28 protein-coding genes are annotated in these 25,531 nt (G+C 43.6%); 18 read left to right on the forward strand and 10 right to left on the reverse strand.

What is annotated here, in order from left to right:
* The first annotated feature begins 6 nt into the window (after window positions 1-6).
* Together tsaB and MSP8886_RS06120 are read left to right on the forward strand one after the other, a co-directional pair.
* Entirely contained in the window at window positions 7-732 is a 726-nt protein-coding gene (tsaB, locus tag MSP8886_RS06115) for a tRNA (adenosine(37)-N6)-threonylcarbamoyltransferase complex dimerization subunit type 1 TsaB (RefSeq protein WP_067013774.1), read from the forward strand.
* A 476-nt stretch (window positions 733-1,208) separates the two neighbouring features.
* A complete protein-coding gene (locus tag MSP8886_RS06120; RefSeq protein ID WP_067014519.1) occupies window positions 1,209-1,994 on the forward strand; it encodes a class I SAM-dependent methyltransferase in 786 nt (261 codons plus the stop codon).
* A 40-nt stretch (window positions 1,995-2,034) separates the two neighbouring features.
* Here MSP8886_RS06120 and MSP8886_RS06125 read toward each other — a convergent pair whose 3' ends face one another.
* On the reverse strand, window positions 2,035-2,256 hold the full coding sequence (locus MSP8886_RS06125) for a SlyX family protein (protein WP_245659044.1): 222 nt from the start codon (window positions 2,254-2,256) through the stop codon (window positions 2,035-2,037).
* Window positions 2,257-2,534: 278 nt separating this feature from the next.
* On the opposite strand from MSP8886_RS06125, the gene MSP8886_RS22665 reads away from it, so the two are divergent.
* Together MSP8886_RS22665 and tpx are read left to right on the forward strand one after the other, a co-directional pair.
* Window positions 2,535-3,005, forward strand: coding sequence for a cold-shock protein (locus tag MSP8886_RS22665; protein WP_067013775.1), 471 nt, complete (start codon window positions 2,535-2,537; stop codon window positions 3,003-3,005).
* A gap of 92 nt (window positions 3,006-3,097) precedes the next feature.
* Entirely contained in the window at window positions 3,098-3,592 is a 495-nt protein-coding gene (gene tpx / locus MSP8886_RS06135; protein WP_067013777.1) for a thiol peroxidase, read from the forward strand.
* Between the two features lie 85 nt (window positions 3,593-3,677).
* On the opposite strand, the gene panD is transcribed toward tpx, so the two are convergent.
* The 4 genes from panD to dapE all read right to left on the reverse strand — a co-directional run bounded on the left by panD (window position 3,678) and on the right by dapE (window position 6,012).
* The gene (gene panD, locus MSP8886_RS06140; RefSeq protein WP_067013779.1) at window positions 3,678-4,058 is read right to left on the reverse strand and encodes an aspartate 1-decarboxylase; all 381 of its coding nucleotides are present in this window, start codon (window positions 4,056-4,058) and stop codon (window positions 3,678-3,680) included.
* 151 nt (window positions 4,059-4,209) lie between these two features.
* Window positions 4,210-4,584: a hypothetical protein gene (locus MSP8886_RS06145; RefSeq protein ID WP_067013781.1), complete on the reverse strand. Its 375-nt coding sequence runs from the start codon at window positions 4,582-4,584 to the stop codon at window positions 4,210-4,212.
* Between the two features lie 3 nt (window positions 4,585-4,587).
* On the reverse strand, window positions 4,588-4,860 hold the full coding sequence (locus MSP8886_RS06150; RefSeq protein WP_067013783.1) for a hypothetical protein: 273 nt from the start codon (window positions 4,858-4,860) through the stop codon (window positions 4,588-4,590).
* Window positions 4,861-4,875: 15 nt separating this feature from the next.
* Window positions 4,876-6,012 carry a succinyl-diaminopimelate desuccinylase gene (gene dapE, locus MSP8886_RS06155; RefSeq protein ID WP_067013785.1) on the reverse strand — a complete coding sequence of 379 codons (1,137 nt, stop codon included), beginning with the start codon at window positions 6,010-6,012 and terminating at the stop codon, window positions 4,876-4,878.
* A 77-nt stretch (window positions 6,013-6,089) separates the two neighbouring features.
* Between dapE and MSP8886_RS06160 the strand changes: the two genes are divergently transcribed.
* Window positions 6,090-6,290, forward strand: a complete 201-nt coding sequence (locus MSP8886_RS06160) for a hypothetical protein (RefSeq protein WP_067013787.1) — start codon at window positions 6,090-6,092, stop codon at window positions 6,288-6,290.
* Between the two features lie 86 nt (window positions 6,291-6,376).
* Here the strand turns inward: MSP8886_RS06160 and MSP8886_RS06165 are convergent, their stop codons facing one another.
* The 5 genes from MSP8886_RS06165 to map form a co-directional block, all read right to left on the reverse strand.
* Entirely contained in the window at window positions 6,377-6,721 is a 345-nt protein-coding gene (locus MSP8886_RS06165) for an ArsC family reductase (RefSeq protein ID WP_067013789.1), read from the reverse strand.
* A gap of 114 nt (window positions 6,722-6,835) precedes the next feature.
* Entirely contained in the window at window positions 6,836-7,873 is a 1,038-nt protein-coding gene (gene dapD, locus MSP8886_RS06170; RefSeq protein WP_067013791.1) for a 2,3,4,5-tetrahydropyridine-2,6-dicarboxylate N-succinyltransferase, read from the reverse strand.
* Between the two features lie 40 nt (window positions 7,874-7,913).
* The gene (gene dapC / locus MSP8886_RS06175; protein ID WP_067013793.1) at window positions 7,914-9,128 is read right to left on the reverse strand and encodes a succinyldiaminopimelate transaminase; all 1,215 of its coding nucleotides are present in this window, start codon (window positions 9,126-9,128) and stop codon (window positions 7,914-7,916) included.
* A gap of 6 nt (window positions 9,129-9,134) precedes the next feature.
* Window positions 9,135-11,828 (reverse strand): [protein-PII] uridylyltransferase, encoded by a 2,694-nt coding sequence (gene glnD / locus MSP8886_RS06180; protein ID WP_067013795.1) that lies wholly within the window; start codon window positions 11,826-11,828, stop codon window positions 9,135-9,137.
* Between the two features lie 86 nt (window positions 11,829-11,914).
* Window positions 11,915-12,772, reverse strand: coding sequence for a type I methionyl aminopeptidase (gene map / locus MSP8886_RS06185; protein ID WP_083200845.1), 858 nt, complete (start codon window positions 12,770-12,772; stop codon window positions 11,915-11,917).
* Window positions 12,773-13,155: 383 nt separating this feature from the next.
* Between map and rpsB the strand changes: the two genes are divergently transcribed.
* From rpsB to lpxA, 13 genes are all read left to right on the forward strand, one after another.
* On the forward strand, window positions 13,156-13,890 hold the full coding sequence (gene rpsB, locus MSP8886_RS06190) for a 30S ribosomal protein S2 (protein WP_067013797.1): 735 nt from the start codon (window positions 13,156-13,158) through the stop codon (window positions 13,888-13,890).
* An 86-nt stretch (window positions 13,891-13,976) separates the two neighbouring features.
* The gene (gene tsf, locus MSP8886_RS06195) at window positions 13,977-14,837 is read left to right on the forward strand and encodes a translation elongation factor Ts (RefSeq protein ID WP_067013799.1); all 861 of its coding nucleotides are present in this window, start codon (window positions 13,977-13,979) and stop codon (window positions 14,835-14,837) included.
* 126 nt (window positions 14,838-14,963) lie between these two features.
* A complete protein-coding gene (gene pyrH / locus MSP8886_RS06200) occupies window positions 14,964-15,686 on the forward strand; it encodes a UMP kinase (protein WP_067013801.1) in 723 nt (240 codons plus the stop codon).
* 7 nt (window positions 15,687-15,693) lie between these two features.
* Entirely contained in the window at window positions 15,694-16,251 is a 558-nt protein-coding gene (frr, locus tag MSP8886_RS06205; RefSeq protein WP_067013803.1) for a ribosome recycling factor, read from the forward strand.
* A gap of 50 nt (window positions 16,252-16,301) precedes the next feature.
* On the forward strand, window positions 16,302-17,033 hold the full coding sequence (uppS, locus tag MSP8886_RS06210; protein WP_067013805.1) for an undecaprenyl pyrophosphate synthase: 732 nt from the start codon (window positions 16,302-16,304) through the stop codon (window positions 17,031-17,033).
* Window positions 17,034-17,036: 3 nt separating this feature from the next.
* Window positions 17,037-17,840, forward strand: a complete 804-nt coding sequence (locus MSP8886_RS06215; RefSeq protein ID WP_067013807.1) for a phosphatidate cytidylyltransferase — start codon at window positions 17,037-17,039, stop codon at window positions 17,838-17,840.
* Window positions 17,840-19,015, forward strand: a complete 1,176-nt coding sequence (dxr, locus tag MSP8886_RS06220; protein ID WP_067013809.1) for a 1-deoxy-D-xylulose-5-phosphate reductoisomerase — start codon at window positions 17,840-17,842, stop codon at window positions 19,013-19,015. The genes MSP8886_RS06215 and dxr overlap by 1 nt, the downstream gene beginning before the upstream one ends.
* Complete coding sequence (rseP, locus tag MSP8886_RS06225) at window positions 19,012-20,355, forward strand: sigma E protease regulator RseP (protein WP_067013811.1); 1,344 nt, start codon at window positions 19,012-19,014, stop codon at window positions 20,353-20,355. Before dxr ends, rseP begins: the two co-directional genes overlap by 4 nt.
* 10 nt (window positions 20,356-20,365) lie before the next feature.
* Window positions 20,366-22,687, forward strand: coding sequence for an outer membrane protein assembly factor BamA (gene bamA / locus MSP8886_RS06230; RefSeq protein ID WP_067013813.1), 2,322 nt, complete (start codon window positions 20,366-20,368; stop codon window positions 22,685-22,687).
* 32 nt (window positions 22,688-22,719) lie between these two features.
* Window positions 22,720-23,214, forward strand: coding sequence for an OmpH/Skp family outer membrane protein (locus MSP8886_RS06235; protein WP_067013815.1), 495 nt, complete (start codon window positions 22,720-22,722; stop codon window positions 23,212-23,214).
* A 3-nt stretch (window positions 23,215-23,217) separates the two neighbouring features.
* Window positions 23,218-24,258 (forward strand): UDP-3-O-(3-hydroxymyristoyl)glucosamine N-acyltransferase, encoded by a 1,041-nt coding sequence (gene lpxD, locus MSP8886_RS06240; RefSeq protein WP_067013817.1) that lies wholly within the window; start codon window positions 23,218-23,220, stop codon window positions 24,256-24,258.
* Window positions 24,255-24,692: a 3-hydroxyacyl-ACP dehydratase FabZ gene (gene fabZ, locus MSP8886_RS06245; RefSeq protein ID WP_067013819.1), complete on the forward strand. Its 438-nt coding sequence runs from the start codon at window positions 24,255-24,257 to the stop codon at window positions 24,690-24,692. Before lpxD ends, fabZ begins: the two co-directional genes overlap by 4 nt.
* Window positions 24,693-25,469, forward strand: coding sequence for an acyl-ACP--UDP-N-acetylglucosamine O-acyltransferase (lpxA, locus tag MSP8886_RS06250; protein WP_067013821.1), 777 nt, complete (start codon window positions 24,693-24,695; stop codon window positions 25,467-25,469).
* Window positions 25,470-25,531: the final 62 nt, after the last annotated feature.

Here is a 25,531-nt window from a genome sequence, read left to right on the forward strand (position 1 = left end):
TATTCGATGGTGGCAATTTTAGCATTAGATACATCTACCTCGGCTTGTTCTGTTGCATTGAATATTGATGGTGTGGTATTGGAAGATTTTCGTATGGCGCCACGTCAGCATAATGATTTGATTCTGCCTATGGTAGAGCAGATTTTGCAGCAAGCCGGTGTGGCTATACAGGACCTGGATGCCATTGCGTTTGGGCGAGGTCCTGGATCTTTTACTGGGCTTCGTATCAGTGCCGGTATCGTGCAAGGATTGGCTTATGGTGCAGATTTACCTGTCATTCCTATTTCGACGTTAGCGGCTCAAGCACTGGAAGGCTTCCAGAAAACTGGATTGCATCATTGGTTGTCAGCACTGGATGCCCGCATGGGAGAAATCTATGTTGCAGGGTACTTTGTTGATAAGGTGACGGGAGGGGATAAGACAACAGAGCGGTATAGTGTGAAGACCTTGCTCGATGAGCGTGTGATTCAGCCCGAGAGACTAGAAGCTCTGTCATTGCCCTACCAAGGTGTTGGGTCGGGGTGGCGATACGATGAAATACTCACCGGTTTATTGCCAGCTCAACCGGAACAGGTGCTGGTGGAGGTTGCGCCGCGAGCGGCCTGCATTGCACAACTGGCCATTGTTGCTTTTGAAAAAGGAGAAACAGTGTCGGCTTACGATGCGATTCCTATTTATTTAAGAGATGAAATTACCTGGGAGAAACAAGCGCCTAGAATAGGAAAACGCTAGGGTGAGCTTTATTTTTCTTTAGCGTACATTTTGTAATGACTCTGTTATCACCTCTTTCGAGGTGATTTTTTTAAGCGGACTCTGTAAATATAGTAAATGTCGGTTGGTCGCTGTTATTTTGGGGGCTGTTAAAATGGGTATTTTTATGAGAAAAGCGATATTAATAAATTGTGCATTACTGTGAATAGTGAGCGCTTTTTTACAATGGAGATTCGTTCTCAACTTCCTGTGATGAAAGTCAATAATAGTGTGTCACCTTCATGATTTCTCTATAATAAGAAAGTGTCTGGTATCGTGAATTTATTGACTCCCGTCTCTGTAAGGCTTTTTGAAAAGCCTATTCTCATAACAGTGGCTCATGCTTTCGGTACATAGAAGATTATTAGTAAAAGTTCAATCCGTTCTTCAGAGATACCAAAATGCCAAAGCGATGATATCGGGTAGCCCTTGAAATCAATTAATTGGAGTAGATGTTTTTGTTTAGTCGTTTTGCTGTCGCCTCACTGGATGTTGTATTCGATCACTTGAGTAAACAATTGGCCGATGAATTAAATGTATCACTTTATCGACTTGATAAGCCGCTGAAATATGTGGATGAATACGGCTATTTGTTGTTAGTAGGGGAAAACGGTGTGAGTTTGGCTAAAACGGGCAAGGGCGCACCTAAACCTGTGCTGGTTGAGTTCACTTCCGGTGCGACGGATCACCGACGACGATTTGGTGGAGGAAAAGGTCAGGATATTGCTAAAGCGGTTGGTTTAAATAAGCGTAATGGTCTGCGTGTGCTTGATGCAACTGCTGGTTTGGGTCGTGATGCGTTCGTGTTAGCCAGTCTTGGCTGTCAGCTGTCATTGTGTGAGCGTGTGGGCTTTGTTAGAGCAATGCTTAAAGATGGTTTAGCCCGTGCTTTAAATCATCAAGAAGTGGGTGAAATTGTTGCTAGAATGACTTTATTGGATACGGATATTCAATCCATCACTGGACAAATGTTTGATGTGATCTATCTTGATCCCATGTATCCGCATACGGACAAATCGTCTGCGGCGGCAAAAAAAGAAATGGCATTTTTCCGTGATTTGGTTGGCAAAGATGAGGACGCTGATGCTCTTTTACCCATAGCACTTGAACTAGCGGAATATCGAGTCGTTGTAAAGCGGCCTAAAGGTGCGCCCTTTTTGAGTGGAATGGTGCCAACTTACCAACTTGAGGGAAAAGCTGGGCGATTTGACGTCCATGTTCTAAAATCATTAGAGGCCAGTTAGTTCTATTATCTGTGTTGATATAGTGGGTTCACTATTATTACTAATAATGGGGTGGCTTGTCGTCGCCATGGATAGTTTGTTGTTGGCGATAGTTTTCTAATTGTTTGGCTAGAAAAGATAATTTTTCTTGTATCAATAAAAGATCTTTTTGTTGTAGGGCGATGGTTTTATTTAGGCTATCGATAGTGTCTTCTTGAAATTGCACTTGGTATTCGAGTTCATCAACTCGTTGCTCGATATCTGAGGTGTTCATTGATGGCATCAGTATGGTAACCTTAATGAGCTAAGCTCTTAATTTGGGAGCCATTCTCTATGGATTACCCGTAATTGATTACGTGTAAAAATAGAAAAGGCGAAAAATTGCTCTTTTAAACAAGATGGTTATCTTACTACGATCATCTTTCGCTTCACATGGCAATTTTGAAAGAGTGTAGTAAAATTTTTAATTTTTCACATTTGTATAAAATAAAACGGGGTGTCTTGTTTTGGTAAATAATCGCCTCGTCTCAACAACTCAACATATTAATAAGAGATACAGTTATGAATGATCATCAGGATAATGTTGCAAGTACGAAAGGCTCTTCTGTTGGTTCAAGCTTGTTTTCAGTACGTGCATTTATTACAAGTCTAGTTATTGCGCTTATTGTTCCTTTGCTGATAGCCGGTGTATTAGGTGAGGTACTCGGAACAAACTATTTGGTCTATTTTGCATTTACTTTGGTTTCTGTTTACGTTGGTGCCATTATTAGTCAGGGTAATAGCTCTGCTGCTCAGTCGCAGCCTGATGAGGATGAAGACGACGATCGTGAGCAGGGAACGGTGAAATGGTTTAATTCTTCAAAAGGGTTTGGCTTTTTAACTATGGAAAATGGCGACGATGTCTTTGTTCACTATCGAGCCATTCGTGGCCGTGGCCGTCGCTTTCTTGTGGAAGGACAGTTGGTTCGTTTTTATGTGACTGAGGGTGAGAAAGGAAAACAAGCCGAAAACGTGTCTATTGTACGAGGATAGCGTTAGTTGAGTCTTTCTTTATGATTTTGAGTCATACACTGCTCAAAAAGTCATTTATTAATAATCATATTGATTAATACCAAGGGGATAGTATGGCGTTTGTTACATTGAAAGGTAATTCAATCGAAACTGTTGGCTCGCTGCCTGCTGTGGGATCAATGGCACCTGATTTTGAATTAGTGAAGAGCGATATGTCATTGGTATCTTTAAAAGATTATCAGGGTGCTAAGCTTGTTCTGAATATTTTTCCATCAGTTGATACACCCACTTGTGCAACCTCTGTTCGTAAATTTAATGAATCGGCAGCCTCGTTAAAGGGGGTTAATGTACTTTGTGTGTCTGCGGATTTGCCGTTTGCTGCGGCTCGTTTTTGTGGTGCAGAGGGGATTGACCATGTGGATATGGGATCCAGCTTTCGTTCAACGTTCGGTGATGATTACGGGTTAACCTTTAAAACCGGACCACTGGTTGGTCTGTTGTCTCGTAGCGTTATTGTATTGGATGAGAGTGGGAAGGTGCTTTATAGCGAGCAGGTTGCTGAAATTGCTGATGAGCCTAACTATGATGCGGCACTTGCAGTGCTATAAATTTGTTAGTTAGCTATTTTTAATGTTTTTCAAAAAAACCAGCTATGTCGACATAGCTGGTTTTTTTTGTTCAGGATAGAAGACATTAATCTTTCTGCACTGGAATAGTATTGGTAGTACGCTCAACAGTATTGTCTTTGTTTAGGTAGACTAGCTTAGGTTTAAAGCTATCCGCTTCACTTTCGTCCATAGTACCATATGCTGCGATAATGACTCGGTCTCCAACTTGTACTCTTCTCGCGGCAGCGCCATTCATAGAAATGGTGCCTGAGCCCGCTTCAGCAAGAATGATATAGGTATGAAAACGCTCGCCATTATCAACATCATAAATGTCAATTTGTTCAAATTCACGAAAACCTGCCAATTCAACAAGATCTTTGTCTATTGCACAGGAGCCATCGTACCAAAGCTCTGCTTGAGAGACGCTGGCCATATGGAGTTTGCCTTTTAAGAGTGTAATTTGCATGAGTTGTATCCCTTTCAAATAATGGTTTGTTGTGTTGTAAGATCATCATAATCAGCTTAACTTAACGTTCGCTTATGAAAAAAAGTGTCTTTCTCAATATGGGTAGTGCGTATTGGTGTTTAGTTGTGTCTGATTGAGATGAGTCGTTCTGTTACTTCCAAATAAATGGGCCTTCTTCGTAATCGTTGATTTTCCACCATTGATCTGGATCTTGGTTATCGTCTTCCGACCAGCTTTGAAGGTTGCAGCGAATTTCGCATTGTAGAGTGCGGTAGGCTTCTTTTGCGCAGCTGATGTCATCATCCCAAGGGGTTTTGTCAGTGTCAAACAGGATCGAGGTAAATCGCTTTCCTGCCGCTTGTTCTATAATGGTGACTGGAATAACTTGGTTTTCGTACGACATTACCAATTTTGTGCAAACCGCAGATGGTGTTTGCTTATCTAGCAAGGTGAATCTTTCGTTCAGCCAAGAAATGATTTTATCAGTTGGGCAAGATAAAAGGTAAATTTCGATGTCGGGTTGCATCGTTTAATCCTTTTTGTTGATCATGTTGTAGAGTCGCAAAATACTCATGGATAAATAGCCTACTAATGTCCAAATAACACCTGCACCGGCAATAATCAGTCCAAGTAGGGCAATAAGCTCTGCTTGTATGGAGTCTTCCAAGACACGATTGGCGACCATAATCATTAAGGAGCCAAAAGCAAATAAAAGGCCACCTTGTATCATTTTGAGCAATGCGAGACGAGGATTGTTGCCAAGTTTCATCGCAAGTTTATGAAGGCGGCTTTTTAGAGACATAATGGATTAAGCTGTTTAGGTAAATAAATTCTGTAGAATGCGCTCATAGATGGCACTGAGCTGGTTTAGGCTTTCGGCTTCGACGCATTCATTAATTTGATGAATGGTGGCGTTAATTGGACCAAGTTCGACCACTTGTGTGCCCATTTTGGCGATAAAGCGCCCATCCGATGTGCCACCTGAGGTCGACAGTTCGGGGGTAATCTGCACAGTGGCTTCAATGGCATTTTTAATCGCATCGACCAGTTCACCAGGACGAGTAAGGAACGGTAGGCCGTTGTAAGTCCATTCTACATCGTAACGAAGTTGATGCTTGTCTAGAATCTCAGTGACACGGGACTTTAATGCGTCAAAATCCAACTCAGATGAAAAACGGAAGTTAAATAGCGCTTTTAATGTGCCAGGTACGACATTGGTTGCTCCTGTTCCAGCGTTTAAATTTGACACCTGAAAGCTGGTGGGAGGGAAAAAATCGTTACCGTCATCCCAATGAGTGCTCGCTAGTTCGGCAATGGCGGGCGCCGCTAAGTGAATGGGGTTTTTTGCTAAATGGGGATAGGCCACATGGCCTTGTTTACCATAAATCGTCAAGTCGCCACTGAATGAGCCTCGACGGCCGTTTTTAATAATATCACCCAGCGTATGGGTGCTGGATGGTTCGCCAACGATGCACCAGTCGACCTTTTCTTCCCTTGCCATAAGAGCATCGACAACTCGTGTCGTACCATCTACAAATGGGCCTTCCTCGTCACTGGTAATCAAAAAGGAGATCTGACCATTATGGTTCGGGTTGGCTTCAATAAAGCTCTCAACAGCCGTAACCATCGCCGCTAAGCTGCCTTTCATGTCTGCGGCACCGCGTCCATAGAGTATGCCGTCGATGATCTTGGGGGCAAAGGGCGGAACTTTCCATTCGCTCTCTGGGCCAGTTGGTACGACATCGGTATGGCCGGCAAAGCAGAGGTTAGGACCGGATGTGCCGCGCTTGGCGTAAAAGTTTTTTACGTCGCCGAATGGCATCGGTTCGATGTGGAAGCCGATGTGTTTGAGTCGCTCGATCATCACATCCTGACAACCTGCGTCTTCAGGAGTGATAGAAGAGCGGGATATTAGATCCAGAGCAAGTTTTAACGTGGGTGACAAGTTAGACATTCTTTACCTTTGTGTTCGATTTAGCTACCTTATAATAACATTACAGTATTGGCTCGGGTGTTATCATAAGGTGGGTTATGAAATTTAGTATGGTTATTCTGTTAGGGCTGTTGGGCAGTGGCTGTAGCTGGCTTATTCCTCAGCCTGTTGTTGAGCAATCTTATTATGTGCCTGTCATACGTTCTGATGACTCCGTTAATGGATATACACCCAGTATCACGCCTGTTGTAAGGCAGCCATCGTCATCTCCACAAATCTACACGCCAGTCCTTCGCTAATTCTAACCATTTGATGAATGGATCAAATATCACGTCATTGGTATCTAGTTGCGTTAGCAAATAATGTCATTGGATAAACGTGAGCCTTATTGAAAGATCGCTTGATAATCAGACGGCTTGAACCCTAAGATAATCTCATTGTTTTTAATTAGCAATGGGCGCTTAATGATGGACGGCTGATCTTGAATAGTTTGCAGTGCCAGTTCATTATTCATAGTATCTTTGGTTTTATCATCTAGTTTCCGCCATGTGGTACCGCGTTTGTTGATGATGTTTTCCCAACCTAATTCCTCAAGCCACTGTTTTGCCTGTGTTTCATTTACACCTTCTTTTTTGTAATCGTGAAAGGTGTACTCGATGTTGTTCTCGTCTAACCAGTGAAATGCTTTTTTCATGGTGTCGCAATTTTTGATGCCGTAAATATCGACCATGTTCTGTTTCCTTATCTCATGTCTGTTTAGTCGTTAGTCGAATATTAGTTTTCATGCTGGCCGTCATTGACTGCTCAGGTGTGTTTCGTTGAGCAGTCAAATCATGGTCTGGAATTAGTTATGAGCGTGTAGCTCTTCGTTTAAGGCGATGGCTGTTTTATTCGTACGGCATTCAACAGCACCGGTTTCTGAGTTACGGATAAAGAGCAAATCCGATTTGCCCGAGAGCTCGCGAGCTTTAACCGTCGCAACGGGTTCGCCATTGCTGTCGCGCACCAATATTTTTTGGCCTGCTGTCACATACAGTCCCGCTTCAACAGTACAGCGATCTCCTAGGCCGATACCAATACCAGCGTTGGCACCAACAAGGCACTTTTCACCAATGCCAATGATGATGTTGCCGCCACCAGAAAGGGTGCCCATTGTAGAGCAACCTGCGCCGAGATCAGAGCCTTCGCCAACAACGACACCAGCAGAAATACGTCCTTCAACCATGCTGTTGCCTAATGTACCTGCGTTAAAGTTGCAGAAGCCTTCGTGCATGACGGTTGTGCCTTCGCCAAGGTGTGCTCCCAAGCGAATACGGGCGGCGTTGCCGATACGAATACCGCTTGGTACCACAAAGTTGGCCATTTTAGGGAACTTGTCAACGCTGAATACTTCAATGGTGCGGCCCTGCATGCGAGCGGTTAATTGACGATCAGCAAGTTCGCGCACATCGATAGGGCCCTCACTGGTCCATGCGGTGTTGATCAGTAGGCCAAACATGCCGTCAAGCACGGTGCCATGAGGTTTGATCAAACGATGAGAAATCAGTTGGAGTTTTAAGTAAACTTCAGCAGGGTTGGTGGGGGCTTCGTCGGTTGCTAGGATACACAATACAATCGGTTGAGAAGACGCTTTCAGGCGTGAGGCAAGTTCAGCTTGCTCAATGTTGCCCGCTTTTAGTAGGCTCATGTGTAGGCGGTTTAGGTCGCTGTCATCTAGTACTAGAGTGCTGTTGCCACCTTCGTAATTCGTGCTTTCTAATAGCGCATCAAGGGTACTTTTTTCTACATCAATGCTGGGCGCGGAGTAGAAGACTTCTAGCCAGTTGCCTTCTTTGTTTTGTGTTCCGATACCAAGACCGAATGCAAAAATTTGATCGCTCATTATGTTCTCCATTGAGTTTCTTTAAAGGGATAGGGTTAATTTATTGATATTTGGTCATAAGATGTTGATTATTGGTGATAAAGTGGCGGATTCGTTGTGCCGCTTCAACACACTGTGATTCCTCTGCAACAAGGGCCATGCGTACATGTTTGCTGCCAGGATTATAGTCATTGATTTGGCGCCCTAGGTAACTGCCAGGCAGAACCAGTACGCTTTCCTGCTTGTAGAGTTCGGTACAGAATGTTTCATCATCTATGTCGAGTTCTGGCCACAAATAGAACCCAGCTTCTGGCTTACTGACCTTCATAATAGGGGTCAATATTTCTAACACACTAGTAAATTTGCGTGTGTAAATATCGCGATTTTTCTCAACGTGCTCTTCATCCTGCCAAGCGACAACAGAGGCCTCTTGATGGTGAATCGGCATCGAGCAGCCCTGATAGGTGCGATAGAGCAAGAAGGGTTTTAAAATGTTGGCGTCCCCCGCAACAAAACCAGAGCGTAAACCAGGAAGGTTGGAGCGTTTTGATAGTGATTGAAAAATCAAGCAATGGTCGTAGCTGGTATTGCCTAATTGTTGGCAAGCTTCAAGGAGTCCAAGTGGAGGCTTGTTATCGAAGTAGATTTCTGAATAACACTCATCGGCAACAATCGTGAAGTCAAATTCTCTGGCTTTTTCTAGTAGGTAGGCATAGTCGTCAAGCGTTGTGACTGTGCCACTTGGGTTGCTTGGTGAGCAGACAAAAAGTACTTCGCAGCGTTGCCACACATCATCGCTGATGTCTTGGTAATTAATTTGGTAGCGCGTTTCAGGGCCGCAAGGTAAGTAGTAAAGTTCAGCACCCGCTAAAATGCCAGCACCTTCGTAGATTTGGTAGAATGGATTGGGACTAACCACAAGGGTATTGGATTTTTCGCCGACTAAGGTTTGTGTGATAGCAAAAAGGGCTTCACGAGTACCTGTCACGGGTAAAACTTGGGTCTCGGGGTCAATTGAATCCAAGTGAAAACGGTGTTTTGTCCATTCAGCGATGGCTTTGCGTAAAGGTAACTCGCCCTTTGTGTTGGGGTATTTGTTGACGCCGCTTTTTAGACTGTCTGCTAACTTATCAAGTACACACTGAGGCGACTCGTGTTGGGGCTCGCCAATGGTCAGCCGAATAAGCGGTTTCTCTGGATTGGGCGTTAATCCTTCCAAAAGTTCTGCTAGCTTTTGAAAAGGGTAAGGGTGTAAAGAACGAATAAATGGGTTCATTTTGTCTCAATCCATGGCTTGTGAAAAACGGTCAATTTTTTCTTTTAATAGAGTACAGATGGTATTCATTCTTTCAGGATCAGTAATCAACCTGCCATCCTCTTCTGTGACATAAAAGGTATCTTCTACGCGTTCACCTAATGTGGCAATTTTCGCTTTATGTAGCATAATATTCTGATTCATAAAAAGCTGACCAATTAAGGCAAGCAGTCCTGGTCGATCTGGTGCGGTCACTTCTATTGCGGACCAGACCTCTTCTGGTTGGCTGACAAAGTGTGCGGTAGCGGGTGAATTGAAGATTTTTAAAATGCGCGGTGTATAACGTTGAATTACACTTTCGTACAAAGAGGGGTTGTCCAGTTGCTCGGTTAGGGTTTCGCGGATAAAGGTAATGCGTTCTTTGTCTAGATGTAAGCTGGTTTCGTTGTCGTTAATGTCCATTACCACAAAGCTATCGAGCGTATAGTTATCTGTCGTATTGCTGATTTTGGCATCTAATATGGTGAATCCAAGTTGTTCGAACAGAGTGGCTGTCACTGCAAACAGGTGTTTGTTGTTTTTCGTGTAAATGAATACTTTGCTCGCTCCTGAGAAGTTTCTTCCGCCTAATGGGCTGATTGCAACGAGGGGTTTTTCGCTCGGGCGATGGCGAAGTATGGCCTCTGTATTCCAGGCGATTTCTTCACCATTGGAGCGAATAAAATATTCTTCTTCTATTTTATTCCAAACGTTTTCCGCATCCATAATATCGACGTTGCGCTCGATAATGATTTCCAACGCGCGCTGTTTGTGTTCGTCGCTTTGCATGTCGGCGTCAATAGGGTAATCAAGGCCACGACGCAAGGCGCGCTTGGTTTCTAAATACAGTTGGCGCATTAGGGAGGCTCGCCAACTGTTCCACATGGTGGGGTTGGTGGCGTTGATGTCTGCCACTGTTAGGATGAAGAGATAGTCCAAATGCTCTTGATCCTTCACATAACTTGCAAACTCCCAAATGACCTCAGGGTCAGAGATGTCCTTACGTTGAGCAGTCACAGACATAAATAAGTGGTTACGAACAAGCCAAACGACGAGATCTGTATCTCTTTTGGGGAGTCTGTGGCGTTCGCAGAAGGCTTGAGCGTCTACGCAGCCGAGTTCCGAGTGGTCTCCGCCACGTCCTTTTGCAATGTCATGGTAGAGGCCTGCAATGTATAACAGTTCAGGCTTGGGAATATGGCGCATGGCTTGCGTAGAAATGGGGAACTTTTGCTTGGATTCTGGTAGCCACAAGCGGCGTAGGTTTTCTACTAATTGCAGGGTATGGGCATCGACCGTATAAATATGAAAAAGGTCATGTTGCATTTGCCCAATGATAGCACCAAATTCGGGAAGATAACGGCCTAGCAAGCCAATGTGTTTCATGGAGCGTAATGTGCTGGTCAGCCGATAGCGGCTTGATATAATGTCTAAAAAGAAGTCGGTGTTTTGAGGGTTGGTTCTAAACTCATCATCTACTAAATCCAAGCTGTCGCGTAGTTGGCGCATGGTGTTGGCGCGAATGCTTCGTATTTTTTCGTTATTTCCTCTTAGCACATACATTTCAAGCATAGCGGATGGTGTATCTTGAAAAAGGCTGGGGCTGGTGGCTTCAAGTTGACCGTTGCAAATCTGGAAGCGCTCATTAATGATCTCTATGGTGTCTTCTTCATCAATCAACAAAAACGACTCTTCGAAGTGTTGAAGTAGTAAATCGTTGAGTTGTTGAATAGCGGCCACGCTTTGGTAATAGCCTTGCATAAAACGCTCTACATTGCGTTTTAGGTCATCATCCTCAAAGCCAAATACTTTTGATAGGGTGCGCTGATGATCAAATAAAAGACGGTCCTCTTTGCGACCTGCGATCATATGGAGCGCCCAGCGAATACGCCATAAATGGCCAACTGCCCCTTTGAGCTGAATGTATTCATCTTCGGAGAGGAAATTTTTATCAATCAGGGCGCTGAGTCGGTGGGTATGTAGGTGACGTTTGGCAACCCAGTCGATGACTTGCATATCGCGAAGACCGCCAGGGCATTCTTTCAAATTAGGCTCAAGGTTGTAAGCCGTGTTTTGGTATTTTGCGTGGCGGTGCTTTTGCTCTGCTATTTTGGCTTTGTAAAACGTGTGGCCATCCCACATGTGGTCTACATCAATATTAAGCTTTAGGTTTGCTAGTAGATCATCGGGGCCAATCAGTGTCCGAGATTCGATCAGGTTGGTGATAATGGTAATGTCATGGGCTGCCATTTCGGTACATTGGGTTACCGTTCTGACGCTGTGACCGACATCTAAATTGATATCCCATAAAAAAGTAATGAAGGATTCAATTTTCTCGCTTTCAGGTGAGGCATTATCATCAAGTAAAATAAGTAAGTCTATGTCGGATTTGGGGTGAAGCTCACTGCGACCATAGCCGCCAACTGCTAACAAGCTCATGTTACTCTCTTGAGCTAAGCCTTTTGCTGTCCAAGCAGCCTGTAAGGCTTCGTCGTAGACTGCGGCTAACCCTTTTACCAATTTTTCGATCGGGTAAAGGGCATGAAAGAGGTCATCATACGCGGCTGTTTTTTCTTCTAGAATCGCTTTGTAGCGAGAAATGGAGCAGCTCGGTTGTGATAACTCTTTTTTCTCTTCAGGAGTTAGTAGTGGCGGAGCATCAGGAAAAGCAGGAAAATCCATATAAGGCCTCAGAAAAAGCGTTATCAAGATAGCAATTTGGCAAGGGTGGTTGCAGTACTCATTTGTAAAAAGTACTCACGCCCCTCTTAAGAGAAGCGTGTTTCCTCAGGGCGTCGTGTTAAAACTTCGACACCAGTTTGTGTAATTAACAGTGTGTGTTCGTACTGTGCAGAAAGTCGTCCATCTTTGGTTTTTGCAATCCAGTTGTCTGGTCCTGTGTGCTTAACCTGTTTTTTTCCTGCATTAATCATAGGCTCAATGGTGAGTGTCATGCCTTCTTCTAACACAACGCCAGTGCCTGGTTTTCCGTAATGAGCCACTTGGGGTTCGCCATGAAAAGTTGTTCCAACACCATGGCCACAGTATTCCTCTACCACGGAGTAGTGATTTTTATGGGCATGAGCGGCAATGGCGGCGCCGATGTCGCCAAGGCGTACACCAGGTTTGACCATGTCGATGGCAAGATAAAGACACTCTTGAGTAACCGTGCACAGGCGTTCTGCATGGGGGGCAACTTGGCCGACAAAGAACATGCGGCTGGTGTCACCATAGTAACCGTCTTTAATAACGGTGATGTCAATATTAACGATGTCGCCCTTTTTTAGGGATTTGTCATTAGGTATGCCATGACAGATGACATCATTAACCGATGTGCAGCAAGATTTAGGAAAGCCGTGATAGTTTAGTGGGGCTGGAATGGCGCCTTGTACATCGACTGAGTAGTTGTGGGCAATAATGTCCAGTTGCTCTGTGGTGACACCAGGGACAACAAACTCTTCAAGCATTACGAGTACGTCTGCCGCCAGTTTGCCTGCTACACGCATACCTTCGATATCGTTAATATCAGTAAATCGTGTGGAAGGTGCTTTGGGCGTCCAGCTGGGTACCTCGCTACGGCCACCGCGGGTTAACTCTTCAATTTTGCTTAGTATTTCGTTGCTCATAATAAGTAATATATCTTTCTAAATGTAGGGTTGGTGTTTTGCTGCGATTTAGTCGCGAGCGGTAACACAACGTATTAAATTGTCATATATGTTTATTATTCTACATGACTTAATGTCTAGAATCGCCCCTGTTAGTGTGAAAAAAATACAAACTCTTGAGGAATAAAAGCTCGCTTTTAGTCTTTAGATTTAGGGCGAAATATGGTATAAATCGCCCGCTTACTAGACTTGTGTCTAAGTGAAGCAACAACTTAATGACGAAAACTAACGATCTTGCCGCATTAAAGTGAGTGTGTCTGGGGTGCCAATGGTTGCTTTAAACCTTGTCTGGCTGACGCACTTGGTTGGTAAGCTTAAATAACCCAAATTTAAAGGATAGTAAAATGCCTACAGTTTCTATGCGCGACCTGTTACAGGTTGGTTCACACTTTGGTCACCAAACTCGTTACTGGAACCCAAAAATGAAGCCTTTCATTTTTGGTGCTCGTAACAAGATTCATATCATTAACCTTGAGCACACTGTTCCAGCTCTTAACGAAGCGTTAGAGCTTGTTAAGAAAATGGCTGAAAACAAAAACAAGGTTTTGTTTGTTGGTACAAAACGTGCTGCGTCTAAAACGATCAAAGAACAAGCTGCTCGTTCTGGTATGCCATACGTTAACCACCGCTGGTTGGGTGGTATGTTGACAAACTACAAGACTATTCGTGCTTCTATCAAGCGTCTTCGTGACCTTGAAACTCAAATGTCTGATGGTACTTTCGATAAGCTAACTAAGAAAGAAGCCTTGATGCGTACTCGTGAGCTTGAAAAATTAGAGCTTTCTATGGGCGGTATCAAAGATATGGGCGGTCTTCCTGATGTTATGTTTGTTGTGGATGTTGACCACGAGCGTATTGCAATCAAAGAAGCGAACAAGCTTGGTATTCCAGTTATCGGTATTGTAGATACCAACAGTGATCCAGATGGTATCGATTACGTTATTCCTGCAAACGATGATGCTATCCGTGCTGTTCAGTTGTACGTTGGCGCTTTCGCTGATGCAGTTTTAGAAGGTCGTGCTGCGACGGCTGGAAATGCAGATGAGTTTGTTGAAGTAAACGAAGCGGCTGAAGCATAAGCGAACCCTATAGTTTGCTCTGGTTTCTAAAGGGGGGCATCTCGCCCCCTTTTTTAAATTTGAAATAGTATTAAGAGGATTTGGACATGGCGGCAGTATCTGCAGCATTGGTAAAAGAGCTACGTGAACGCACTGGCTTAGGTATGATGGAGTGTAAAAAAGCACTTGTAGCAGCAAATGCTGACATCGAAGTGGCAATCGAAGAGCTACGCAAATCAAGTGGTATGAAAGCAGCTAAAAAAGCGGGTCGTACTGCAGCAGAAGGTACCATTATCATGCGTGTAGCTGATGATGCTTCTTACGGTGTGTTGGTTGAAGTGAACTCTGAAACAGACTTTGCCTCTCGTGATGAAGGCTTTATTTCTTTTGCAAACAAAGTCGCTGATGTTGTGTTTGAAACAAAAGAAACCGATATGGCTAAAGTGATCTCAGGTGAAATGCTTGAAGCTCGCGAAGCATTGGTTCAAAAAATTGGTGAAAACATCACACCTCGTCGTGCTGTGATCATTGAAGGTGGTCTGATCAACGGTTACTTGCATGGTAACGGTCAAATTGCTGTATTGACTCAGTTGGAAGGTGGTGATGCAGAATTGGCTAAAGATGTGTCTATGCACGTTGCAGCGGTTTCTCCTCGCGTTGTTCGTAGTGATGATATGCCTGCTGATATTTTGGCTAAAGAAGAAGAAATCATCCGTGCTCAGCCTGATATGGCTGGCAAACCTGCAGAAATCGTTGACAAAATGATTGTAGGTCGTATGAAGAAATTTTTGGCAGAGAATAGTCTTGTTGAGCAGCCTTTCGTTAAGAACCCAGAAATTAAAGTGGGTCAACTTGTCAAAGATGCTGGGGCAACAGTCACTTCTTTCGTTCGCTTAGAGGTAGGTGAAGGTATTGAAGTAGCGGAAGTTGATTTCGCAGCAGAAGTGGCAGCTCAGCTTAAAGGTTAATTCTTGCTGTAATGTTTTTATAAAAGGGGCAGTTTATCTGCCCCTTTTTATGAAACAAGCGTTATAGATAGTCGTGAAAGTGGCTCACGTCTGTTATTTTAGACAACACCATTGCCGGAGATTGAGATGCCAAAAGAGAAAAACCCAAACTACAAACGAATTTTGTTGAAACTAAGTGGTGAAGCCTTGATGGGTGAGGAGCCGTTTGGTATTGATCCTAAAATATTAAATCGCATTGCCTTAGAGATTGGTCAATTGCGTGGTATTGGTGTCGAGGTTGGGATCGTCATCGGTGGTGGTAACTTGTTTCGGGGTCAAGCGTTGAGTCAAGCGGGCATGGATCGCGTTACTGGTGACCATATGGGGATGCTGGCAACGGTGATGAATGCTTTGGCTATGCGTGATGCCTTGGAACGTGCGAATATTCGAACTCGAGTGATGTCGGCGATTACTATGACGGGAATTGTTGAACCTTATGACCGCCGTCGAGCAATGCGCTTGCTGAAAGAAGGTGAGGTTATGATTTTTTCAGCGGGTACAGGGAATCCTTTCTTTACAACAGACTCTGCTGCATGTCTACGCGGCATTGAGATCGATGCTGATGTTGTATTGAAAGCAACAAAAGTCGATGGGGTTTACTCTTCTGATCCAATGAAAGATCCATCTGCCATGAAATATGATACATTAGGCTATGATGAAGTTTTGGAAAAACAGTTAGGTGTCATGGACTTAACAGCAATCTGTTTGACTCGTGACCACTCGATGCCAATTCGTGTATTCAATATGAGTAAGCCAGGTGCTTTGGTTAATATCATCGTAGGTGGCAATGAAGGCACGCTAATTAAGTGAGGAAATTATGATTAACGACATTCTTAAAGATGCAGAAGAGAGAATGGCAAAGGCTGTGACAGCGGTTGAGTCTTCTTTTAACAAAATTCGTACAGGCCGAGCGCATCCTAGTATTCTTGATTCTGTAAAAGTAAATTATTACGGTTCTGAAACACCGTTAAATCAAGTGGCAAACATTACGGTAGAAGATGCACGCACTTTAGGGGTTTCTCCTTGGGAGAGTAACTTGGTGCCTGAGATCGAAAAGGCCATTATGAAATCCGATCTTGGTTTGAACCCTGCTACTAACGGTAGTTTGATTCGTATTCCTATGCCTGCGTTAACCGAAGAGACACGTCGTAACTATTTTAAGCAAGCCAAAGCGGAAGCGGAAAATGGTCGTATTGCGATTCGCAATATTCGTCGTGACGCAAACGGTAGTTTGAAAGATTTAGTCAAAGAGAAAGAAATCTCTGAAGACGACGAACGTCGTGGTCAGGATCAAGTTCAGAAAGTCACAGATAAGTATGTCGCTTTGGTAGAAGAGCGTCTTGCTGCGAAAGAAAAAGACTTGATGGAAATCTAAATAAAAAGGGCAGGTATCGTCCTGCCCTTTTTATTGACTAAGGTAGAGTTATGTCAGATTTGGCTGAGTCAGAAGATCATTCTGGCGTCGTTCCTGCTCATATCGCCATTATAATGGATGGTAATAATCGTTGGGCAAAAAAGAAACATCTCCCGAGTATTGCAGGTCACTCTGCAGGGGCCTCCACGGTAAGGCGTGTGGTTGAAATGGCCGCCAAAGCTGGCGTCAGGGTATTAACTTTGTTTGCTTTTTCCAGTGAGAACTGGAAACGTCCAAAGTCTGAAGTAGACGGCTTGATGAGGCTGTTTGTGCGCTCATTGAGAAAGCAGGTGAAGCGCATGAATCAACAGGGAATTCGTCTCAGAATTATGGGGGAAATCTCTGGTTTTAGTCCTCTCCTACAAGAAGAGATTGCTAAGGCTGAGGCGCTGACTGCTGACAATAGCGGTATGGTGCTTGTTATTGCGGCAAATTATGGTGGGCGTTGGGATGTTGCTCAAGCCGCCAAAGAGTTGGCTAGACAGGCCGTGCTTGGTCATATTAATGTGGACGACATTGACGAAACCATGTTGGCTAATCATGTTCAATTAGCAGATTTGCCGGCACCTGATTTATTAATTCGTACTTCAGGTGAGCAGCGGATAAGTAATTTTTTATTGTGGCAAACTGCGTATACCGAGTTTGTTTTCTTGCCTGTTTTATGGCCAGATTTTGATCAAGCGCATTTTGATGATGCCATTTCGATTTATCAAAATCGCCAACGTCGTTATGGTGGTCGGTAAACCATGTTATTTCCTCGTATTCTAAGTGCCATTGTTATGGCCGCTCTCTTTATTTGTGCCGTGTTTGTTTTAGGGCCAACCAGTTTTATGTTGGCGATGGGGACGGTTGTCTTGGTGGCCGGTTGGGAGTGGGCGCGCTTGTCTGGTGTTCAATCTGTATTGGCCCGCCTTGTTTTTGCCATTGTGATCGCAGGGCTGTGCTTTGTCGTTCATGTGTGGGGATGGCAGAAAAGTATTCTATATGTTGCACCTCTTGTCTGGCTAGTTGCCCTTTACTGGGTGGTCTGTTATCCATCTCTGAAACTATGGCGATTTAGTTGGAGTCGAATTGTTCTGGGGGCTTTGGTACTGACCACAACTTGGTCCGCCATGGTGGTCTTGAAAGAGTCCAATAATTTTGTCGTGTGGGTTCTGGTATTGATGGGGCTTATCTGGGGGGCGGATTCGGGTGCGTATTTCTCCGGTAAGGCATTTGGTAAACGTAAATTGGCACCTAAAGTAAGCCCTGGTAAATCCTGGGAGGGAGTGCTTGGTGGTTTGGTTTTTACTCAGATCGGTGTGGCACTGTTTTCCTATCAAGTAGGATTTGATGTCAGATCATGGGGTATTCTGGTTATAATCGGCTTGGTGACGGTATTTGTGTCTATATTGGGCGATTTAATGGAGAGCTTGCTGAAGCGACATGAGTCCATGAAAGACTCCAGTCATCTTATTCCAGGTCATGGCGGCGTGATGGATAGGGTGGACAGTCTGACCGCTGCCGCTCCGATTTTTGTCTTGCTTTTAACAATCTTTGGGTGGCTGTAATGCAAGGTGTTTGTTTGTTAGGGGCGACAGGCTCTATTGGTCAAAGCACACTGAATATTATTGAGCAGCACCCAGATAAGTTTTTCTTGGCTTGTGCATCAGCAAACGAAAGTGTTGATAAGATGGCGGATATTTGCCGACGTTTTTTGCCAAAGCGGATTGTTATGGGGTCGCAGGAGGCAAGAGATCGCGTGGCGACTCTGTGCGATGGTCTGCCCATTTCTTTTGAGTGGGGGAGCGAGGCATTAGACAGTATTGCTGAGGACGCTCAAGTCGACCAAGTCATGGCGGCCATTATGGGGTTTGCAGGACTTAAACCCACTCTTGCTGGTATTCGAGCCAAAAAACGCATTTTGTTAGCGAACAAAGAAGCGTTAGTGACTGCTGGGCAGTTGTTTATGGATGAGGTGGCTAAGCATGGTGTTACTCTATTGCCGATCGATAGTGAACATAATGCTATTTTTCAGAGCCTCCCTCAAGATGAACATGGAGCCCATAAGCGAGATTTTAGTAAGATTGTTCTGACCGCCTCTGGCGGGCCATTTCGAAGCTGGTCATTAGAGGCCATGAAAGAAGTAACATTGGCTCAAGCGTGTGCTCATCCCAAGTGGTCTATGGGACAAAAGATTTCCATTGATTCGGCTAGCTTGATGAATAAGGGGCTTGAGTTAATCGAAGCGTGTTGGTTATTTAATGTCACGCCCAATGAAGTGGATGTAGTCGTCCACCCAGAAAGCATTATTCATTCCATGGTATCTTACCGAGATGGGTCTGTGATTGCGCAAATGGGTAATCCTGATATGAGGGTGCCCATTGCTTATGGTATGACTTGGCCCAATCGAGTGGCGACCAGTGTTGAACCATTGGATTTTGTGAAAGTAGCGTCGTTACATTTTGAAGCGCCTGATTTAGAACGCTTTCCTAATTTACAGCTCGCAGCAGAGGCTTGGTATCTTGGTGGAACGGCAATGGCAGTTCTCAATGCGGCGAATGAGGTAGCGGTTGATGCGTTTGTTAAGGGGCGGATCCGCTTTTTGGATATCTCGACGGTAAATCGTGCAGTTTTACATTCTACTGACATTCAATCCGTTGATTCCCTTGATATTGTGTTTGCAGCGGATAAAGTAGCACGGGTAATGACGAAACAGTATATTGCTGAGAGAAATTGGTTATGATCGAAAGTATTTTATCGATTGTTGTTGCCTTAGGGGTATTGATCACTTTTCATGAGTTTGGGCATTTTTTTGTTGCACGTTGTTGTGGTGTGAAAGTACTGCGTTTTTCAGTTGGTTTTGGTAAGCCAATTTTTCGTTATGTTGGAAAAACTGGAACCGAATATACATTAGCGATGATTCCATTAGGTGGGTATGTGCGCATGCTTGATGGACGTGAAGGAAATGTTCCTGAATCGTTAAAAGAGCAGGCTTTTGATAACAAGTCTGTTTGGCAACGAATTGCTATTGTTGCTGCTGGTCCTATTGCTAATTTTATTTTAGCCATCATTATCTACGCCTTAGTGGCGTTAATGGGCGTTCAGTATTTGGTTCCAAAAGTCGGTAAAATACTGCCTGACTCTCCTGTTTCGCAAACTCAGCTTCGCTCTGGCGATGAACTACTGGCAATTAATGGCAAGCCAGTCTCTTCATGGGAAGATGTAAATTTAGTGTTAGCGGACTTGATTGGTGATAGTGGAACCATTACCGTTCGCTACCAAGCTGATGAAAAGTCAGCAAAACAGGATAAAATCCTTTTAAATCGTTGGATGGCGGGTAAAGAGCCAAAGAATTTGATTGCCTCCTTTGGTTTACAACCTTGGCAGCCAAAAGTGGAGCCCGTTATTGCTCAAGTCTTGAAAGATGGCGCCGCGAAAAAAGCAGGGTTTCAAGTCAAAGATAAGGTTATAAAGGTTGACAATCAGCCTGTGACGGATTGGGAACAATTCGTTCAGCAGGTGCAGAACCACCCAGGTTCAAGTTTGTCGGTAATGGTTGATCGAGCCGGTCGTCAGGTTAATTTAACGCTGATACCTCAATCGGTTGCTCGAGGTAAGAGCGATGTTGGGTATGCTGGATTGGCGGTTGTTCCTCCAAAATGGGATCAGGGATTGATTCGAGAGCGTGAGTTTGGTCTGCTTCAGTCACTTGTTTATGGTGCCGATCAGACATGGAAGATGGTATCGTTAACGGTTTCTTCTATAGGGAAAATGCTGCATGGGCTAATATCTATCGACAATTTGTCTGGCCCTATCACCATTGCAAAAGTAGCAAGCGCTTCTGCTGAGTCTGGTTTGCAATCATTTTTGACGTTTATGGCGTACCTAAGCGTAAGTTTAGGTGTGCTTAATTTATTACCTATTCCCGTGTTAGATGGGGGGCATTTGGTATTTTTTGGCATTGAAGCGATTCGTCGTAAGCCTGTATCTGAAAGAGTTCAGGGACTGGCTTATCGCGTTGGGGCTTCTCTATTGTTTACTTTGATGGCAGTGGCCATTTTTAACGATATTGCCCGTTTGTAGAGAGGTATTTGTGAAAGTCGTTTCAGCTGTATTGTTGGCTTTAATAAGCGTGCAAAGTGTCGCGAAAAATGTAGAAGATGTTCGTATTGATGGTTTGGTGCAAATGCCATCGACTAGAGCTTTTGATCTTATCGGTTTTCATCAAGGGCAACCTTATGATTCCGATGAAGTCTACAAGGCGATTAATTCGCTTTTTGATACTGGATATTTCAGTAATGTTGATGCTTATGAAAATAAGAAGGGCGTGCTGGTTTTTAAAGTAGTAGAGCGTCCCTCTATTGGTAATTTAACCATCAAGGGTAACGAGCTGATAAAAACCAAAGATTTAAAGCGCGGTTTAAAGTTATCAGGTTTGGAAGTCGGAGAGATTTACAAGCCAGAGACTTTGAATAAAATTCAGCAAGAACTTCAGCGTCAATACTATGCCCAAGGGCGTTATAGTGCAAAAGTTGACGTGACGACGACGAAAATGCCGCGTAATCGTGTTGATGTTGCTATTAAAATTGATGAGGGCAAAACAGCCAAAATCGTTCATCTTAATATTATTGGTAATAAGCAGTTCACTGATGAGCAACTCACAAAAGACTTTAAATCTGGCATTAAAGGCGCTTCTTGGAATCCCTTTAGCTCTGCGGATGAATACACCAAAGCGAAGCTTCAAGGGGATTTAGACAGTCTCAAAAGTTTCTACCTTGACCGCGGTTATTTGGATTTCCAAATTGTGTCAAGTCAAGTGAGTGTGTCCCCAGATAAGCGTAATGTCTACGTGGTTATTAATGTGAGTGAGGGCAAGCCCTATACTGTAAATAAAGTTGCGCTGAATGGTAGTCTGCCTATTTCTGAAGATTTGGTCTGGAAACAGATAGATCAGAAAAAGGGTGATGTGTTTTCACGCAGTAAGGTAACCAAGACTATTGAAGATATTACCAATAAGTTAGGGGACTTTGGTTATCTGTTTGCTAATGTGAATGTGATTCCCGAAAAACTACCCGATCATAAGGTGAATCTGACCTATCAAATTTCGCCAGGACCAAAAGTATATGTGCGTCGTATTGTGTTTAGTGGTAACAGTGAGACGCAAGACGAAGTATTACGTCGTGAAATGACGCAATTCGAAGGGGCATTAGCAACACGTTCTGAAATTGAAGACTCGAAACGTCGAATTGAGCGTCTTGGTTTCTTTAGTAATGTGGATGTTAAAACACGTCGTGTACCAGGGACAACCGATGAAGTGGATTTGGATGTATCAGTAGAAGAGCAAGCTTCAGGTAGTATTCAGGCGAGTATTGGTTTTTCTGATTCTGATGGGGTCGTGCTAGGATTTGGTATTTCTAAGTCTAATTTCTTAGGTACAGGCAACAAGCTTGCTTTTAATGCACAGCGCTCAAATAAAACATCTAACTACGCCATTAATTACACTAACCCGTATTTCACTGTTGATGGGGTTAGCCGAGGCGTACAGCTTTTCTATCAAACCAGTGATTATGCAGCGGATGATGTAGAGGACTACCAATTAGATGAAATTGGATTAGGTTTAAGCTATGGCTATCCTATTTCTGATACCCAGCGCTTAACCTTTGGGGCGACAGTTAAGAAAACCACCGTTAAACTTGGCTCTACTCCGTCTCTTGAGACCAGTTCTTATATCGATAAGTACGGTAATAGTTATAATGATGTATTAGGGTCTATTACTTGGTCTGATAGTGATTTGATCGGCGGTGTGTTGCCAACGAATGGTTATTCGACATCGGCGAGTTTGCAAGTGTCAACCCCATTAGGTGACCAAAAGTATTACAAAATAGGTCTGAACTCCCAGAAATATTGGAACATTGACAATTCAAACCTTTGGTTGTTCCACGTAAAAGGTCGTGTGGGATATGGTAATGGCTATGGATCAAGCGATGAACTGCCATTCTTTGAAAACTATTTTGCTGGCGGCAGTTATTCTGTTCGCGGCTACAGTTCTTCATCACTTGGACCTAAAAACTCTTATCCACCAGGATCGACGAGTACACCGTCTGCATTAGGGGGGAATATTTTAACCACAGCAACAGCTGAGCTGATTTTCCCTATGCCTGGTGTAGAAGATCACAAATCGGTTCGGACAGCATTATTTTTAGACGCAGGTAACGTATTTGCATCCCATTGCTTGCCTTCAAATAATATGTGTAAAGAGGGATTTGATCCTTCTGAGTTGAGGTACAGCATGGGGTTAAGTTGGACTTGGATTACGCCAATTGCTCCATTATCTTTCAATATTGCAAAAGCATTAAATGCGAAAGAAGGTGATAAAACCGACTTCTTCCAGTTCCAGTTAGGGACGACATTTTAATAATTAATAGTGGGTATGAGAGGAGATAGAGAATGAAAAAAATATTAGGTGCTCTTGTTGGTTTATTCATGGTTGGCTGTGTGCATGCAAACAATGTGGCGGTTGTGGATTTTAGAGCGGCGCTGTTACAGAGCAATATGGGTCAAAAAGAATCGGCTGAACCAAGAAAGCAAGTTGCTGCAATGGACGCGCGTTTAAAAAGTGAACGAGAAAAAGTTCAGAAAAAAGCCGACGCGTTGAAGCGAGATGAGCTAACTTTAAGTCCAGCAGACTTAAAAAAACGTCGTATGGAGTTAATGCAAAGTGAAAATCAACTGCGTTCTATGGCGGCAGGAATGCAGCGTCAAGCCCAAGGCTTGGAGCAAAGTGTGATTAATAAGTTGACCCCAAAAGGTGAAGCGGCATTAAAGGCTATCATTAAAAAACGTAAGTTGGATTTAGTGTTAAACCGTGATGTTGCTGTATACGCTGCACCCGATTCCGATATTACAAAAGCATTAATTGATCGTCTTAATAAAGGTAAGTAAATCATGGGCTATACTTTGGCGCAGTTAGCGGAAAAAGTTCAAGGCAAAGTAAAGGGAGATCCTAATCTTCAACTTTCTGGATTAGGGACGTTGGAAAAAGCGGCGAGTCATGAATTGAGTTTCTTGGCAAGTCCTAAATATCAAAGTCAACTTTATGATACCTCGGCAGGTGCGGTATTAGTGAAAAGTGATGAGATTGCTGAGTTGGTTAATAACGCAATTATTGTCGCTAATCCCTATTTAGCCTTTGCCAAACTTTCTCACTTATTTGCGCCAGCAACACAAGGTTGGTCTGGTATTGATTCAACCTGTGTTGTATCCAAAACGGCAACAGTGGCAGAAGATGTCGTATTGGGCCCTAATGTAGTGCTTGATGATGATGTGGTTATTGAGCGCGGTTGTGTAATAGGTGCAGGTTGTGTGATCAGTCGAGGCTCTAAAGTTGGTGCTAGTTCCACGATTTATCCTAATGTGACTATTTATCATGATGTTACTATAGGCGCCAACGCTATCATACACAGTGGTGCTGTCATTGGTGCTGATGGGTTTGGTTTTGCACCAAAAAAAGATGGTTGGGAGAAAATTAGCCAGATTGGTCGTGTTATTATTGGTGATGATGTAGAAGTCGGTGCCAGTACGACTATTGATCGAGGGGCTCTAGATGATACCACTATCGGTAATGGTGTTAAAATTGATAACCAAGTACAAATTGCTCATAACGTTGTAATTGGTGATAATAGCGCCATTGCAGGGTGCACAGTAGTGGCTGGTAGTACAAAAATTGGTTCTTTTTGCACTATTTCTGGAGGCGTTTGTATTGCTGGGCATCTTACGGTTGTAGACAAAGTACATATCACAGGTATGAGTATGATTACTCACTCTCTTTTAGAGGCAGGGTCTTACTCTTCTGGGATAGCAATGGAACCAACGAGTAAATGGCGTCGCACCGTGGCTCGTATTAGAAGAATTGATGATATGGCAAAGCAATTTGCGCAATTGAAACAACAAGTTAATAAGTTATTAGAGAAGGTTGATAATAAATGATGGACGTGAATGAAATCCGCCAATACTTACCTCATAAGTATCCGTTTTTACTGGTGGATCGTGTTGTTGAACTGCATTTGAATGAGTCCATTATAGCTTATAAAAATGTGACCATTAATGAACCATTCTTTAATGGTCATTTCCCTAATCACCCCGTGATGCCTGGGGTGTTGATTATTGAAGCCATGGCGCAAGCTGCGGGTATTCTCGGCTTTAAAACGAGTGATAAAACACCTGCTGATGGTTCTATTTATTATTTTGTTGGATCCGACAAAGCACGATTTAAACGTCCTGTTGTGCCTGGAGATCGTCTACAATTAGAAGCTAAGATCCTCACGCAAAAGCGTGGTATTTGGAAATTTGAATGTGAAGCAACGGTTGATGGTGAGTTAGTTTGTGCCGCAACAATCATGTGTGCAGATAGGAAGATATAAGTGGCAATACACCCAACAGCTTTAGTTGACCCAAAAGCCGAAATCGATCCAAGTGTAGAAGTTGGGCCTTTTTCCGTTATTGGGCCTGATGTAAAGATTGGTTCTAATAGCGTTGTTAAGTCTCATGTTGTGATCAACGGCCATACGACCATTGGCCAGAATAATGAAATTTATCAATTTGCCTCTGTTGGTGAAGCAAACCAAGATAAGAAGTACAAAGGTGAGCCGACTGAGCTCGTGATTGGTGACCATAATGTTATTCGAGAAAATGCGACAATTCATCGTGGTACTGTTCAGGATAATGGTATAACTCAGATCGGCGACCATAATCTCTTTATGGCAAGCACCCATGTTGGGCATGATTGTATTATTGGTGATAATAATATTTTTGCGAATTACGCCGCCTTAGCTGGTCATGTAAAAGTGGGGGATTTTGTGATTTTTGGTGGCTACACTGGAATTCACCAGTTTTGTCAGGTGAACTCCTATAGCATGTGTGGCATGGGATCCATGGTGGCAAAAGATATTCCTCAGTTTATGATGGTGTCTGGCAGTCCTGCAAAAGCGCATGGTATGAACTTCGAAGGGATGCGCCGCCGTGGTGTGTCTCAAGATGTTATTAGAGCCCTAAGAAAGGCTTATAAAATCATTTATTTAAAAGGTTTAACCTTGGAGCGTGCTTTGCACGATATTGAGCAGGATGATATTTATCATATATCAGATGTAGCAGAATTTGTTTTGTCAATTCGGCGCTCTAAACGTGGCATCATCCGATAGCCCAAAAATAGCTCTATAAAAACCCCGGATTATTTCGGGGTTTTTTATTATTAAAGATGGAA

Origin of the sequence: Marinomonas spartinae (genome assembly GCF_900089775.1) — a bacterium.
Classification (GTDB): domain Bacteria; phylum Pseudomonadota; class Gammaproteobacteria; order Pseudomonadales; family Marinomonadaceae; genus Marinomonas; species Marinomonas spartinae.

Bases quoted from the DNA above. Each gene is read 5' to 3' on its own strand.
- dapD (WP_067013791.1), bottom strand. From the start codon at position 7,873: ATGAGCGATCAAATTTTTGCATTCGGTCTTGGTATCGGAACACAAAAC.
- rpsB (WP_067013797.1), top strand. From the start codon at position 13,156: ATGCCTACAGTTTCTATGCGCGACCTGTTACAGGTTGGTTCACACTTT.
- MSP8886_RS22665 (WP_067013775.1), top strand. From the start codon at position 2,535: ATGAATGATCATCAGGATAATGTTGCAAGTACGAAAGGCTCTTCTGTT.
- tsaB (WP_067013774.1), top strand. From the start codon at position 7: ATGGTGGCAATTTTAGCATTAGATACATCTACCTCGGCTTGTTCTGTT.
- MSP8886_RS06150 (WP_067013783.1), bottom strand. From the start codon at position 4,860: ATGTCTCTAAAAAGCCGCCTTCATAAACTTGCGATGAAACTTGGCAAC.
- MSP8886_RS06145 (WP_067013781.1), bottom strand. From the start codon at position 4,584: ATGCAACCCGACATCGAAATTTACCTTTTATCTTGCCCAACTGATAAA.
- MSP8886_RS06165 (WP_067013789.1), bottom strand. From the start codon at position 6,721: ATGGTCGATATTTACGGCATCAAAAATTGCGACACCATGAAAAAAGCA.
- lpxD (WP_067013817.1), top strand. From the start codon at position 23,218: ATGGGCTATACTTTGGCGCAGTTAGCGGAAAAAGTTCAAGGCAAAGTA.
- map (WP_083200845.1), bottom strand. From the start codon at position 12,772: ATGAGCAACGAAATACTAAGCAAAATTGAAGAGTTAACCCGCGGTGGC.
- MSP8886_RS06215 (WP_067013807.1), top strand. From the start codon at position 17,037: ATGTTATTTCCTCGTATTCTAAGTGCCATTGTTATGGCCGCTCTCTTT.
- dapC (WP_067013793.1), bottom strand. From the start codon at position 9,128: ATGAACCCATTTATTCGTTCTTTACACCCTTACCCTTTTCAAAAGCTA.
- dxr (WP_067013809.1), top strand. From the start codon at position 17,840: ATGCAAGGTGTTTGTTTGTTAGGGGCGACAGGCTCTATTGGTCAAAGC.
- pyrH (WP_067013801.1), top strand. From the start codon at position 14,964: ATGCCAAAAGAGAAAAACCCAAACTACAAACGAATTTTGTTGAAACTA.
- glnD (WP_067013795.1), bottom strand. From the start codon at position 11,828: ATGGATTTTCCTGCTTTTCCTGATGCTCCGCCACTACTAACTCCTGAA.
- MSP8886_RS06160 (WP_067013787.1), top strand. From the start codon at position 6,090: ATGAAATTTAGTATGGTTATTCTGTTAGGGCTGTTGGGCAGTGGCTGT.
- frr (WP_067013803.1), top strand. From the start codon at position 15,694: ATGATTAACGACATTCTTAAAGATGCAGAAGAGAGAATGGCAAAGGCT.
- rseP (WP_067013811.1), top strand. From the start codon at position 19,012: ATGATCGAAAGTATTTTATCGATTGTTGTTGCCTTAGGGGTATTGATC.
- tsf (WP_067013799.1), top strand. From the start codon at position 13,977: ATGGCGGCAGTATCTGCAGCATTGGTAAAAGAGCTACGTGAACGCACT.
- MSP8886_RS06235 (WP_067013815.1), top strand. From the start codon at position 22,720: ATGAAAAAAATATTAGGTGCTCTTGTTGGTTTATTCATGGTTGGCTGT.
- tpx (WP_067013777.1), top strand. From the start codon at position 3,098: ATGGCGTTTGTTACATTGAAAGGTAATTCAATCGAAACTGTTGGCTCG.
- MSP8886_RS06125 (WP_245659044.1), bottom strand. From the start codon at position 2,256: ATGCCATCAATGAACACCTCAGATATCGAGCAACGAGTTGATGAACTC.
- dapE (WP_067013785.1), bottom strand. From the start codon at position 6,012: ATGTCTAACTTGTCACCCACGTTAAAACTTGCTCTGGATCTAATATCC.
- fabZ (WP_067013819.1), top strand. From the start codon at position 24,255: ATGATGGACGTGAATGAAATCCGCCAATACTTACCTCATAAGTATCCG.
- uppS (WP_067013805.1), top strand. From the start codon at position 16,302: ATGTCAGATTTGGCTGAGTCAGAAGATCATTCTGGCGTCGTTCCTGCT.
- panD (WP_067013779.1), bottom strand. From the start codon at position 4,058: ATGCAAATTACACTCTTAAAAGGCAAACTCCATATGGCCAGCGTCTCT.